Below are 13,526 nucleotides of genomic sequence, written 5' to 3'. Positions count from 1 at the left end.
AAAATGGAGATGAATATTTTTTTTAAGGAGGAGGTTTTAGTAGTTCGAAGTCAATTTCTTTGAAAATGATAGGGGATGGGTTTATTTATGGATATTTCCCACTTAATATATCTGTGAGAAAAACTTGTTCTCTTTTAGCAGTTTTTTTTGCAAGAAAAACTTTCTGCTGCTGATCAAAATAAATTTTGTCGAATTGATTATTAATGAGATTAATTCCTTCTGCAGTTACTATTCTGTACGAAGCGTATTTCTCGACAGTAAGAAAATTTTCTCCAACTCTAATACTATCATAGGTAGGATAAGTAATAATCTTTCCATTAGTCTTTGCAACACCCCATTTAGTAGCTTTGCGTAATAAATAGAACCCTTTTTCCTTAAGGATTTCATCATATTCTGCCTCAATAATGAACTGTCCAGTAGAATCAATTACACCATATTTATTATTTATTTTTACAAAAGCTGTATTGTTTTCGAAATCTGAGACTTCTGAAAAATAGGGTTGAATTACCAAATCTTCTTGTCGATTGATAAATCCCCAGGAATTCCGGATTTTAATTGCCGAGCGTTCATTAAAAAATGGCCGAACCGTGTCATATCGATTAGCAATCCTCAAAATTCCATCTTGATTGATAAAGCCCCACTGACCATTCCGTTGTATCGCTAAATATTCATCATTAGAAAAAACAATGGTGTCATAATTATTAATTTTAAATAGTTCTTTACCTTCTTGATTTATAAGAATATGTTGTTTTTGATTCTTGAAAAGAATTCCATTTTCGCCATGGCCATTATACCTACCAGACCGAAAGTCAGTTTTGGCAGAGCCTGTCTGATCAATTAATCTAAATTGGTTGCTTACATTTTGTTCCACTCCAAATTGACCGTAAAAGTCATAGTATAATTTAGCCTCTTTTCTATCTATCCCATCAGAAATATACTCTCTTAAGTATTTGTCCACCATTTTATAGTTGGAGTCATCAATAGCTTCAATTGACAAATATAGGGGAGGAATCACCCATTCATTTTCTTGATCTATTACTCCGAATTGTCCTTTGAAATTTACAATGAAATGTTCGCCATTTTTCTTGATGGATTCATACATAGGTGGAATGATTTCGTTTAGATCTTCATTGAAAATCCCCCAGAAAGATTTGATTTTTAATTCGATTATTTCTTCCGAAAAATTGTATGATTGAGCTACAATTGATTTGCCGTTTCTATTAATGATTATGTTTTCAAATCCCTTAAAAGTCTTTTCTTTTGCCACAAAGAATTTTTTATTCCAGTGAACATCTCCTGTGAATTTCTGACTAATCAGTTGGTTGCTGCCTTTTGCAATGAACGTTTGAGTTGGCGTTTGGAGAATGTAATTTTCACCGAAAACATCTTTAATATCAGCTCGAAATCCCTGAAGATCTTTTTCGCTTTGAGTGTTATAGACCTGCGCAAAGGAGGAGGTGTTTTTGACAATTAAACTGTCATTAAGATAAAAGACTGAATCTGCTCTATATGTATTTATTTCTTTCCCATTAGTGTCATGGACGGTCCACTCATCTAATTGTGTAACATAGATATGTTTGCCATTATTCCATTCAATCTTTTTGTATTCTACAGGCAGCAAAATTTTTCCATCTTGACGAATCAACCCTTGTTTTCCGTTTTTGAATACAATAGCAACCCCATCCCGGAAAGTGGAAACACTATCTATATTCTTTAAAATGCTTTCTGGTTTGGGAGTCAATTTTATTAATTCCCTATCCCCATTTTCGTGGGTTAATGAGAAGTTGTTATATCCCAAGTAACTAATATGAAAATATTCAGAAGGTACAATAGACTTATCGTTGGAATTGATAATTCCGAAGTATATCTCTTGTTCTTTTTTTGTAGCGGTTATGAGAAAATCGCCTGCCGGATTAAGATTTCTATACTTAGATTTAATTTTAGTTTTCCCGTTCGACCTTATCAGACCGTAAAATAGTACTTTTGAATATTTACTCTTTTCGGAAATGATCAACAATTCTTTTCCAAAAGGCACAATGGAATTGTATTTTGGTTTTGATACCTCCTCAAAATCATTTGCCATCAGACCCCATAAGTCATTTTGTCGATACCCGATGATCTCAGTACTATTTCTTTTTTTTCCATCAGACCAACCAAAGTCCTGATACTTTGGATCCAGTAAGATACTGCCTGTTTGATTTTTCACCCCTTTCTTACCTTTTTTTGAAAATACTTCCAAAGTGCTATCTAGCGGAAAATTAGCATAAGCTTGTGCCTGACTGGCATAAGCAAACAAAGACCATGGGATTAAGAAAATATAGAGTAATTTTGTCATTCTATGACCTACTTAATTTTTGAGACTCCTGCACTAACATTTTAACTAGAGTTAAAAAATGATTTTTAGATCAAAAGTTTCGTTTCAACAAGTTTCAAAAATAGAAAAGTTAAAGCAGTCTGCATATTTTATGAAAGAAAAGAATGATTTTTTCGACCAGGTGTATCAAGTTGTCCGATTAATCCCAAAAGGAAGGGTAACTTCCTATGGTGCAATTGCTAAATACCTTGGGGCCGCAAAAAGTGCTAGAGTAGTGGGTTATGCAATGAATGCTTCACATTCAATGGAAGATATTCCGGCTCATAGAGTAGTTAATCGAAATGGTTTACTAAGTGGTAAAATGCATTTTGAAACTCCAGATGCTATGCAAAATTCCTTGGAAGGGGAAGGGATAACAGTTAAGAAAGATCAGATTCAAGATTTTAAAAAGGTTTTTTGGAATCCAATGGAAGAGTTGGATTTGTGATTTTGTTGAAAATAAGTTTGGAATATGTTTAGAGGAAGATATTATCTAGGTATTTATTTCTAATATCTCGATAGATATAAAAGTCTGAATCTATACTCGCAATTTGATGAATGCCCTTAACCTCTGAAACTAATATCAAACTTGCATCAGCCAAATCCATCGGAACATCATCATATTTTTTGGTCAATTCAGTAAGTCGATTGACATGCTCATGCTCCATTTCAAATATTTTCAGGCCACCTCTTTCTATCCATTCAAGAAAATTGGCTTGTGCTTTCGTACTAAAATTCAACATATGAGAAGTCTCCGTAATCACTGGCCAGGTAGTAAGGAGACCCCTGTCCAGTGATTTTAGAAATGAAATAGCCTTTAGATGATATTTATCGCCTCTATCGAAAAGTGCGATAAGCGGGCCTGCATCAATGAGAATGTTTTTCATTCAGCATCTTTTTTAAGCGTTCTTTATAAGTTGTAGAGCGATCAGTATCATTGCTTGATGCCGAACCAAATAAATCTTGACCAGATTCATAGGCAGAGACATCTGAATTTTTAGTCAAGTATTGGGCAAGGGCTTCTTTCACAACCTGAGATTTAGAAAGCCCATGTTGTAAGCAATATTCTGTCAATTTTTTTTCTTCGGATGTTGTTAACCTTGTTGTAAGCATCGCTCATTCTTTTTAGTATTACAAATGTAATACCATGATGTCGAATTTTCAAAAAATTCTTACTCTTTTTTGATTAAAAACAAGCCTAGAAAAGTCAGTAATCCATTGACTACCAATATCTCAAATCCAAATCGGTAGCCAAAGAACCATGCTTCAGAATTGTCATTGATGATATATGATACCAAGGGGGAAAGGATTGCTACAATGGGAACCCATTTGTCCTTTAACTGATATTTGGTGATCAGCCCGAAGGTGAATAAGCCTAGAATCGGGCCGTAGGTATAACCTGCTGCTTTGAAAACAGCTGTTATCACACTTTGGTCGTTGATAGCTTTGAATGCTATGATAACCAGAAACAGAATCGCTGAGAAAACTAAGTGCACTCTTATTCTGATTTTCTTGGAAATAGGCTTGTCCTCTTGGCCTAGACCAAGAAAATCAACACAGAAGGAGGTGGTTAAAGCAGTTAGTGCTGAATCGGCACTCGAATAGGCAGCAGCAATTATTCCCAGTAGAAAAACTACCCCTGCTATTAATGGAAAATGTTCCAAAGCAAGCATCGGATATAAATCATCAGTTCTTGCAGGAATGGCAATATTCATTTCTCCCGCATAAATGTAAAGCAGAGCGCCCATGCTTAAAAACATGAAATTAACGATGACGAGCACTACGCAAAACCAAAACATATTCTTTTGAGCATCTTTTAAAGAACGACAGGTCAAGTTTTTTTGCATCATATCCTGATCTAAACCGGTCATTACAATCGCGATAAAAGCCCCACTGATAAATTGCTTAAAGAAGTTCTGACCACTTTGCCAGTTCCAAACAAATATTTCGGAATAGCCTGATGATGAAACTTTATCACTTAGCTGCAGCCAGGTCATATCCAATGCATCTTTCATTAAATATATGCTGATTGCTACTGCAGAAATCATAAAAAGAGTCTGTAAAGTATCTGTCCAAACAATTGTTTTTATGCCCCCTCGGAAAGTATATAACCAAATTAAAGCAATGGTAATAGCTACTGTGACTGAAAAAGGCCATCCATATGCATCGAAAATAGCTATTTGTAAAACACCCGCCACGAGAAAGAGTCTAAAGGAGGAGCCTACAATTCGTGAAAGTAAAAAGAAAAATGCACCACTTTTATAGGAATACGTACCGAATCGCTGTTCTAAATAAGTATAAATGCTAATAAGATTTAAGCGATAATAGAGGGGAAGCAACACTGTAGCAATCACCAAATAGCCCACTAAATAACCTAAGACAACTTGAAAATATGCGAAAGCCGTATTTCCAACTTCTCCAGGAACACTAATAAAAGTAACTCCGGAAAGCGAGGCACCTATCATTCCAAAAGCCACCAAATACCATGGAGACTGCCTGTTGGCCGTAAAGAAAGTTAGATTATCATTTTCCCGAGATGTAAAATAGGAAATACCCATTAAAACGATAAAATAGATGGATATGACACTAATAACAAGTATTGGACTCATATATTGATTTTATGATCTGATTAGGAAGAAGAACGACTTCAATGAGTAAATTTATTAAAGTTAAATGAGCTATTATGCTTTTTCCGCAATTGCTTTTTACAAGAAATTCCAAGTTGCTGATTTTTTTGTAAATTTGCATGCGAAAATTGCTTATTTGTAACATTAGGCTATCTTAAAAGTTATTGAGACTGTAATGAACAACTTTAATATTTTTTATCAATATCAAGAAGATACTAGAGAGGAGATCCTAGAATCTGTCTCTGATGAGGAGGTCAATGATTTGATTGTTTATAATGACGATATCAATACCTTTGACCATGTAATTAACACCTTGATAAAAGTTTGTAAGCACTCTCCTGAGCAAGCCGAACAATGTACATTATTAGTGCATTACAAAGGGAAATGTGCGGTGAAAAAAGGTTCATTTGTCGACTTAATACCCTACAGGCAAGGTATTGTCGATGCAGGCATTAATGCGGAGATAGAATAATATGGAGTTTTCCTCAAAATTAATTGAGTCAGCGGTTAATGAATTTTCCAAACTTCCTGGTATTGGAAAGAAAACTGCACTAAGATTAGTCCTTCATTTACTAAAGCAAGAAAAAGACTTCACAACAGATATTGCGCAATCCCTTGTAGAGATGCGTCAAAACATCAAATATTGTAAAAAATGCCATAATATTTCAGATGAGGAGCTTTGCAATATTTGTAAAAGTCACAAGCGAGATGCTTCAATCATTTGCCTGGTAGAAGATACTCGTGATGTGCTGGCTATCGAAAATACCTCTCAATATAACGGGCTCTATCATGTTTTGGGAGGTATTATCTCTCCAATCGAGGGGATTGGACCCGAGGATTTGACCATCGACAGTTTGATGGAAAGGGTTTCAGCCTCGAATTCAGAGGTAAAAGAAATAATTTTCGGACTTTCACCCACGATGGAAGGAGATACCACTGCTTTTTACATTAGTAAAAAAGTAAAGCCCTTCGGGATTAAAACTAGTACAATCGCCAGGGGAATTCCTATTGGTGGTGAATTAGAATATGCCGATGAAATTACTTTGGGCAGAAGTATTGTAAGCAGGACTGCTTATGAATAGCAGTCATTCCTTAGCACTTAACGAACAAAAAAGTAAATAGCCTCTATTTTAAGAAACTAAGACTGGTAAATTCTTTTCTGTCATCTATCAGATAATCAGTTACTTAATAATATTTTGTCGGTTCTGGCATAATACTTGGTAATATGATCATAACACCAAACAATTAATGTTATGAAGAAGCACATTTTACTTCCGTTTGTTTTAGTATTGGGATTCTTATTTTTCGCTAATTCAGCAAAATCTCAAAATTTTCAAATAGTGGCTTCTTTTGGTACAGCACACAATTGGGCAGTTCCAAATGCAGTACTTTATGAAATTGATTATTACTATCCTTTTCATCAGATTGTACACATCAATCGGGAGAGAAGAGGAAGAAACCTTTTCTACAATGTATTATTGGAAAGGAGAGGTCAGTTCGTAGAATTGTATTTTGGCAGATATGCCATGATCTTGGATATCAATTATTATCATAATTACCCACTTGCTCAGCATATTTGTAGTGCGCATTGTGGATATCATGGAAACTTTTACAGAACTCATCAGGTAGTTTGTAATCATAGAAGCCACGGCCATGCACGGCATAATGGGCATAACCATATTGCCTATAGAAGTGGAAGAAATTATAATACATATGCGGCTAAAAATAGTGCAGGCAATAGAAATGTAAGAGCTAATTATGCTTATAATAATTCCAGGAAAGAAGTGATTAGAAGTTCTAATTCTAGAAATTCTGCTAATAGAAATACTGTAAACAGGAGTTCTAGTCCAAGAATAAATAATGGTTGGAAGAGAGAAAATTCCAATGCCAGCGTGATTGAGAGATCAAGCAGAGGAAACTCTAATTCGCGAGTTGATAATAATACCAGAAAACCAAGCAGTTCAGTTAGGAGTAATTCTAACAGAGAGAATAGTTCAAGCAGAAATTCGAGCAGCAGAAATTCTTCTAATTCAAGATCAGGAAATTAAAATTAAATGAAAGTGCAACATGGTAGGGATCTGTGTTGCATTTTTATTTTTGAATATCTGCTGATTTGAAGCTATTAAGTTCTGGATATTTAGATTCTAGCTGACTCCTGAAATTGACTAAAGCTTCCAGAACTAAAGAAGTGGTGACAGCATCCGACTTCCAGTGCAGTACATGCCTGACTAAAGTTCCACCTGAGAAGAACACTCCTCCTTCCCAAAACACTTCATTTTCATTTTCTATGGCATTTGAGAAAATATATTCAATACCAGAAATAATAGCTTCTTCTGATTTTTCAGATTCGATACCAGATATATTCAAAAGGCTATTTACGGCTAAAATAGTGGAGTGTAGTTGATCTTCTTTATTAATGATATCTCGTGACACCCATTTATTTTCTTCAAAGTATTTATTTAGAACAAAAGACTCAATTAATTCACAGCTCTTATGTAATTCACCAACCCCATTTTTATAAGCTTTAGACACATAATATGGAATGTGGTATCGATTAGGATAATAGGTAGCGGCATAATTATAATTTCTATCTTTAATATCCCCTTCAATAAAATCAATAGCTTCTTCTTGCGCTTTACTTTTTTGATTATTATAAACACTAAAAACACTTAGCACATTAGCATTTACCACTGGGTCTAAGTCATTGCTTCCGTAAGGTATGTAAGCTTGATAGGCGTGTGGAAACATTTTACTAAATGGAAGGAAGAATGTCGAAAGATGAAAGAATTCCTGAACGAGATTCCATCTGTTTGCAGATTCAAATTCGTCTCCAAACCAAGTAAGATAAGCACCGCTTTCAGGGCCTTGACCTTGCCAGAAATTATACCATAATCTGTTCCTCCGGTCGGAATCAGTGTAGCCATCAAATATTTTATGGATGTTATTTAAGCTATCTGGGATTTGATTGTTTTTTATTTTGTTCCTTAAATTAATGGCCATTAAACCAGCAGCCGTGTCGTCCGCATCATTGGTTACATTGGCAGCTTTGAGCATAAATTTAGTCTTAAGGGGAAAGTTGTTAGGTCTTCTTACCAGTTGATCTGTATCTTTTTCAAACCATCGATGGGGCTTGGTTGGAGGTAATAAGTTCCAGAAATTAAAAGTTCCGTCTGATTGGTACTCCATAATCCTATCGAAAGCCAAATCGAGCATCGGCAGCATTTCGCTGTACTCAGGATATTCTAAATAAATGTTAGCCAGAATATTATGAATGGTGGAAACCGAAAAGCAATTAGAGTCATAATAACTATTTTCTCCTCCTAGTAATGGAAACCAAAAATTCATGCTCATCTGGCTTTCCCATTCTCCTTTAAATTTAAAAATAGAGTCATTTTCTTTTTGTTGCGCGGCTTTCAAATATGCAAGCCCTTTATTGATATGCAAAAGGCTATTGGAATATAATTCCTCAGCATGTGCTTGGTTTTGGATTTGAGAAAATGAATAATACCATCCAAAAATCAATGAAATAAGAATGAGTTGAAATTTCATATCAGAAATAAACGGCAAATTTCTGGAAAGTTATATTCTTATTATTCATCTGAATTTAAAGCATAAAAAAAATGCCAGCATTTCAACTGGCATTTTTAAATTGTAAATATCTTTTTTGTCAATCTAACTTCACAGCTTTAACTTGATTGGCCTGCACCAAATCATTAAATGCTGAGACGTCTTTATCTAATATTACCTCTAAGGCCTCCAAGTGCTTGTCAATTCTGGCTGTGACCTCTTTACTAAATTCGATAGCTGATTCTGTTGGTCTATTATCGCCCATTCCCATTAAACTATTTAAGTGTCCCAATTTGTTATTTAGTCTGATTGGGTAATTTAATGGATCCTGCCCGCTTCTGTTTTTAGTTTGATACAAAGACTCTTCTATTTCCTTCATTTCGTCCAAAATGCTTTTCCCCATATTTTTAATGGTATCGGCTTCGGCTTTCTTAATCACATCCTCAATTTGAGTTCTTGCTTTTCGGATATCTTTTATGGCTAAGTTCGTTTCTGAAAGTTTTGTGATCACTTCAGTTTGGAAATCAAACTGGGCTTTTAGATCATCTAGAGTAGCACTTGATCTAGGGTCTTTCACGATTTCAAATTCTTGGGTCTGTATTTCTCCATTCAAAGAAAGTTCTACATCGTATTTCCCTGGCAAGGCTGTTGGTCCGCTAGTTGATGACCACCACAAGATCATCCCATCGAAATCTTCGGCATCAGGATATCGCATGTTCCAGATCAATTGATTGCTACCCGGTTCAACTGTTAGTTTTTCTTCTTTGGCTTTCTTATCAGGATGAGTACTAAAGGTGGAAATCACTTTTCCTGATTTCTCTTTGAAATGAATTTTCACAGTGTCTGCTGCACTCGTGTCCTTTAAATGGAAATAGGTAATCACTCCTGAAGGCATATTTTTACCTGCAGTTTTAGATTCATAACTTCTTCCTCCAATCCGGTATGTTTTCTTGGGTTGGAATAAGTAAAAATCATTTTGTTTTACCTCATCACTTAATTGATGCATGACTGTCAAGTCATCAATTAACCAAAACCCCCTACCTTGAGTGGCGGCAATTAAATGATTGTCTTTAATAGTTAAATCAGTAATTGGAACAATTGGTAAGTTTAATTGGAAATCTTTCCAACTAGCCCCATCATCAAATGAAATATACATTTTGGTTTCTGTTCCCGCGTAAAGCAAGCCTTTTTTCTCAGGATCTGCACGAACCACCCTTGTGAAATGGTCATTTTGGATCCCGTTTACAATTTTTGTCCAGCTTTTCCCATAATCTTTGGTTTTATATAAATAAGGTTGGTAATCTCCGTTTTTGTAGGAAGTTGCGGCAATATAGGCCCCACCATTGGTGAATGGATCTGCTTCAATGCTATTGATCATAATCCACTCAGGCATATTTTTAGGTGTAACATTTTCCCAATTCTCACCCCCATCTTTGCTGACATGAACTAAGCCATCATCAGATCCTGTCCATAATAGACCTTCCTCATAAGGAGATTCAATGGCTGCGAATATAGTGCAGTAATATTCAACACTGGTATTATCTTTTGTGATAGGTCCACCAGAAGGACCTAATTTGCTTGGGTCATTTCTTGTTAAATCCGGACTGATGGTTTCCCACTGATGACCTTCATTGGTGGTAACATGTAAATGGTTGGAAGCAGTATATAATTTATTGGGATCATGGGGAGAAGTAAAAATCGGGAAATTCCATTGAAAACGATATTTCATTTCTTCTGCACCATGCCCCATCGGATTATCAGGCCAAACGTTAATGGCTCTGATTTCCTCTGAGTTATGATTGTATCGAGTTAAAAAACCATCATAGCTCCCGCCATAAACAATATCATTATTTTTTTCATCAATCGCCAAATGGGCACTTTCACCACCAGCTGTCGATTCCCAATCTTGCTCCCCAATTACAGAGCCCGTAGTTCTATGCGCTATTCTTACCGTAGAATTATCTTGCTGAGCTCCATATATTCTGAAAGGGAAATGATTATCAGTAGTTACTCGGTAAAATTGGGCTGTGTTTTGGTTCATATAGGTGCTCCAGTTTTCTCCACCGTCAAAACTCACTTGAGCACCCCCATCATCCGCCATGATCATCCTTTGATTGTCATTTGGATCTATCCATAAATCATGATGATCTCCATGTGGGGCGCGATGTGAAGTAAAAGTTTTCCCTCCATCTTTTGATTGATGATAACTTACATTAACTACATATACCATATCTTCATCTTGGGTGTCAGCATAAATTCTAGTATAGTACCAAGCTCTCTGTCTTAGTGATCTGTCATCATTAGTTTTTTGCCAAGTTTCACCTGCATCATCGGATCGGAACACCCCACCGTTTTCATTTTCAATTATTGCCCATAATCGATTAGAGTTTTTGGGAGAAACTGTAATGCCTGAAATTCCCCAAACACCTTTTGGTAATCCCTTATTCACTGATAATTTTACCCAATTTTCCCCACTATCAGTAGATTTCCATATATCTGATCCAGGTCCGCCACTGGAGAAATTAGATGGGCTTCTACGAACATTCCAAGTGGAGGCGTACATAATTCTAGGATTGTTAGGGTCTAGAATAAGATCGACTGCTCCAGCTCTTTTATTGGCGAATAATTTTCTTTGCCAGGTTTTGCCCCCATCGGTTGACTTATAAACCCCTCTTTCTTCTGAATCCTTAAAAATATCACCCATTACGGCCACATATAATATATCAGGGTTTTGAGGGTGAATTCTAATTCTGCTTATGTGACGACTGTTATCAAGGCCAATATGCTCCCAGTTTTTACCAGCATCAACTGATTTATACATTCCGTAGCCATAAGACATATTTCCACGTAGAGTTTTTTCACCACCGCCAACATAAATCACATTTGGATCACTTTCTGCTACTGCAACAGCTCCAATTGATCCTCCAAAATGACCGTCAGATATACTTTCCCAAGTACTTCCACCATCTTTGGTGCGCCAAACCCCGCCACCAGTTGCACCCATATAGAATAAATTAGGCTGATCTGCTACACCAGTTACAGCGGCAGACCTACCCCCTCTAAATGGGCCGATACCTCGCCATTCTAAAGCGTCATAAAGCTTTTCGTCATAAGATTTTGTGTCCTGAGCTTTTCTTTTTTGAGCTTCCATGCCATATGGAAGCGTCAAGAAAATAGCTAAGATAAGATAATATAGTCTCTTCATAGTATTTTGATTTTATGTTGGAATATACCAATGCTTTAATCTAAATCCGAAAATATTTTTATGAATGGTAGCGATAGGTGGAATTTATTAAAATTTCAAATTCTCCTTGCTTTGTCAAGTTTCTATGTTCTAGAATTGTCCTTGACTAATTAGATGAATCTTCATAATAGATCCTTCCGCCCGCATTTGTACCGGCTTGCTCAGGCAAGTCCACACAAATGAAATACAGAGAATTCGTAGCAGTAAAGCTGAGAATGCTTTCAATACAATTCAGTTATATCTTTCTATCTTCGGTAACGATTGTGGAGACACAATCGTGGGCACACTGGTTCTTGCGTTTGTATTTGTCTGAGCAGACAGATCTCTACAAAACTGCCTCGTCTGCTCGTTTTTTTCCTTCTCTGTTCAAACATGTCTCCACAAATAGCTGCCCTTCTGCCCTGCCTTTGAGTCTCTCTTCGAAGGCAGGTGCAATCGAGGGTGTGGTGTTCGCCCTCAATTTTTTTTCTTCTTTTCTCCCGCTAAAAGTTTGTGGAATTTCCAGGCTCTTTGCTTTTTAAACATTAAAAGTATCAGGCTTCCCTATTCCTTATTAGATGTGTTTTTTCGGTATTCGGAAATACTTAAAAGCATAATTCTTTAGGTCTCATTAGGTTTGTTTTCGACCTTAATAATATTGCCAGTCCCTTTTTTTTTGAGTGAAAGTGACATTGGGAAAATTGAGATAGAATTTTGGAAATCAAAGGGGGGGGGTGTTTAAGGTCATTTACTCAAGTTTAATTTGAAAATCATTAAACATTGGATTTATTTGGTACTATCTTCCTATATAAAATAGTATAATTCCAATATCAGCTCAGTTCTAGGTAATAATTTATTAACAATAAGGGTGGTAAACATTGTAATTTGCTGATATACAAAAGTATAGGATAGGGAAATGTAATATTGATGTACCTATATATAGGTATTTGCAACTATTTTCGACAAAAAAAATTGTGTTAGTTGAAATATTTATTAATTTAGTGCAAAATCATTCAAAAATAATAATAAAAATAAATGTTTAATTAAATTAAAACAATGACTATGAGAAAACAATTGATGCTTTTATCTGCATTGCTATTGCTTTCATGTCCTATTTTCGCTCAGGATGAAAGTTCTGAGGAAGAAGGTAGTTCGGGAGGAATGGCTGGGGCAGGAGATCTCCTCTTTGAGGTGACCGGAACTCCCTTTGACGGGAGTAGCTTATTGAACTTTTCTGAGTTTAGGGCACGCTATTTTATTACAGAAGAAATGGCGGTTCGCTTAGGAATGGATATGGATTTGAACAATAATCAGCAAACACCTGATGTAGTGATCAATGATAGCGAGTGGAACCTAATGCCAGGTTTTGAATATCATTTTATAAATGAAGGCTCATTTCGCTCATATGCGGCTGGTGATTTAATGATTGGTCAGCGAATTGCAAGTCGAAAATCAAGTACTGGGCCAACGGTACTGGGCGCTACTTCAGTACCCAATAATCCGGCTTCATTTGTAGGAGGTCGAGGCTACACCCAATTTGGTGGTAGAGTATCAATAGGAGCAGAATATTTCTTTGGTGAGCGCTTTTATGTTGGAGGCGAAATAGGCTTTCAATATGTTCGTAGAAATAATAAAGAGGTATTTGTGGATGGAGAAAGCTTTCAAGCGCCAACCTCTACTAGCTTTGGCTATTTAAACACTACGAATGTGCTCAAAATTGGATTTAGATTTTTAACATTTTAAAACGAAAATAGAT

The 13,526-nt window shown here is 36.0% G+C and carries 12 protein-coding genes; 5 read left to right on the top strand and 7 right to left on the bottom strand.

Annotation, left to right across the window (positions count from 1 at the left end):
- Positions 1-85: 85 nt before the first annotated feature.
- Positions 86-2,335 (bottom strand): WG repeat-containing protein, encoded by a 2,250-nt coding sequence (locus tag AAC601_RS16315; RefSeq protein ID WP_340153850.1) that lies wholly within the window; start codon positions 2,333-2,335, stop codon positions 86-88.
- Positions 2,336-2,465: 130 nt separating this feature from the next.
- Between AAC601_RS16315 and AAC601_RS16310 the strand changes: the two genes are divergently transcribed.
- Positions 2,466-2,801, top strand: a complete 336-nt coding sequence (locus tag AAC601_RS16310) for an MGMT family protein (RefSeq protein WP_303272089.1) — start codon at positions 2,466-2,468, stop codon at positions 2,799-2,801.
- Between the two features lie 28 nt (positions 2,802-2,829).
- Here AAC601_RS16310 and AAC601_RS16305 read toward each other — a convergent pair whose 3' ends face one another.
- The 3 genes from AAC601_RS16305 to AAC601_RS16295 are packed head-to-tail and all read right to left on the bottom strand — an operon-like array spanning position 2,830 to position 4,962.
- A complete protein-coding gene (locus AAC601_RS16305; protein ID WP_303270707.1) occupies positions 2,830-3,240 on the bottom strand; it encodes a PIN domain-containing protein in 411 nt (136 codons plus the stop codon).
- Positions 3,221-3,466, bottom strand: coding sequence for a hypothetical protein (locus AAC601_RS16300; RefSeq protein ID WP_303270706.1), 246 nt, complete (start codon positions 3,464-3,466; stop codon positions 3,221-3,223). The genes AAC601_RS16305 and AAC601_RS16300 overlap by 20 nt, the downstream gene beginning before the upstream one ends.
- A gap of 59 nt (positions 3,467-3,525) precedes the next feature.
- Positions 3,526-4,962 carry a sodium:solute symporter gene (locus tag AAC601_RS16295; protein ID WP_340153849.1) on the bottom strand — a complete coding sequence of 479 codons (1,437 nt, stop codon included), beginning with the start codon at positions 4,960-4,962 and terminating at the stop codon, positions 3,526-3,528.
- Positions 4,963-5,155: 193 nt separating this feature from the next.
- On the opposite strand from AAC601_RS16295, the gene AAC601_RS16290 reads away from it, so the two are divergent.
- The 3 genes from AAC601_RS16290 to AAC601_RS16280 all read left to right on the top strand — a co-directional run bounded on the left by AAC601_RS16290 (position 5,156) and on the right by AAC601_RS16280 (position 7,028).
- Positions 5,156-5,452, top strand: a complete 297-nt coding sequence (locus AAC601_RS16290) for an ATP-dependent Clp protease adaptor ClpS (protein ID WP_303270704.1) — start codon at positions 5,156-5,158, stop codon at positions 5,450-5,452.
- A 1-nt stretch (position 5,453) separates the two neighbouring features.
- Positions 5,454-6,062: a recombination mediator RecR gene (gene recR / locus AAC601_RS16285; protein ID WP_303270703.1), complete on the top strand. Its 609-nt coding sequence runs from the start codon at positions 5,454-5,456 to the stop codon at positions 6,060-6,062.
- Positions 6,063-6,233: 171 nt separating this feature from the next.
- Complete coding sequence (locus AAC601_RS16280; RefSeq protein WP_303270702.1) at positions 6,234-7,028, top strand: hypothetical protein; 795 nt, start codon at positions 6,234-6,236, stop codon at positions 7,026-7,028.
- A 43-nt stretch (positions 7,029-7,071) separates the two neighbouring features.
- Here AAC601_RS16280 and AAC601_RS16275 read toward each other — a convergent pair whose 3' ends face one another.
- The 3 genes from AAC601_RS16275 to AAC601_RS16265 all read right to left on the bottom strand — a co-directional run bounded on the left by AAC601_RS16275 (position 7,072) and on the right by AAC601_RS16265 (position 12,251).
- Positions 7,072-8,529 carry a hypothetical protein gene (locus AAC601_RS16275; protein WP_340153848.1) on the bottom strand — a complete coding sequence of 486 codons (1,458 nt, stop codon included), beginning with the start codon at positions 8,527-8,529 and terminating at the stop codon, positions 7,072-7,074.
- Between the two features lie 118 nt (positions 8,530-8,647).
- Positions 8,648-11,752, bottom strand: coding sequence for a glycosyl hydrolase (locus AAC601_RS16270; RefSeq protein WP_340153847.1), 3,105 nt, complete (start codon positions 11,750-11,752; stop codon positions 8,648-8,650).
- A gap of 364 nt (positions 11,753-12,116) precedes the next feature.
- Entirely contained in the window at positions 12,117-12,251 is a 135-nt protein-coding gene (locus AAC601_RS16265) for a hypothetical protein (protein ID WP_340153846.1), read from the bottom strand.
- 581 nt (positions 12,252-12,832) lie between these two features.
- On the opposite strand from AAC601_RS16265, the gene AAC601_RS16260 reads away from it, so the two are divergent.
- Entirely contained in the window at positions 12,833-13,513 is a 681-nt protein-coding gene (locus AAC601_RS16260; protein ID WP_340153845.1) for an outer membrane beta-barrel protein, read from the top strand.
- Positions 13,514-13,526 lie beyond the last annotated feature (13 nt).

Origin of the sequence: uncultured Marivirga sp., assembly GCF_963974845.1 — a bacterium.
GTDB classification, from domain to species: Bacteria; Bacteroidota; Bacteroidia; order Cytophagales; family Cyclobacteriaceae; genus Marivirga; species Marivirga harenae.
Note: the sequence above shows the minus strand (reverse complement) of the source record. Positions and strands in the feature narration are given on the sequence as shown.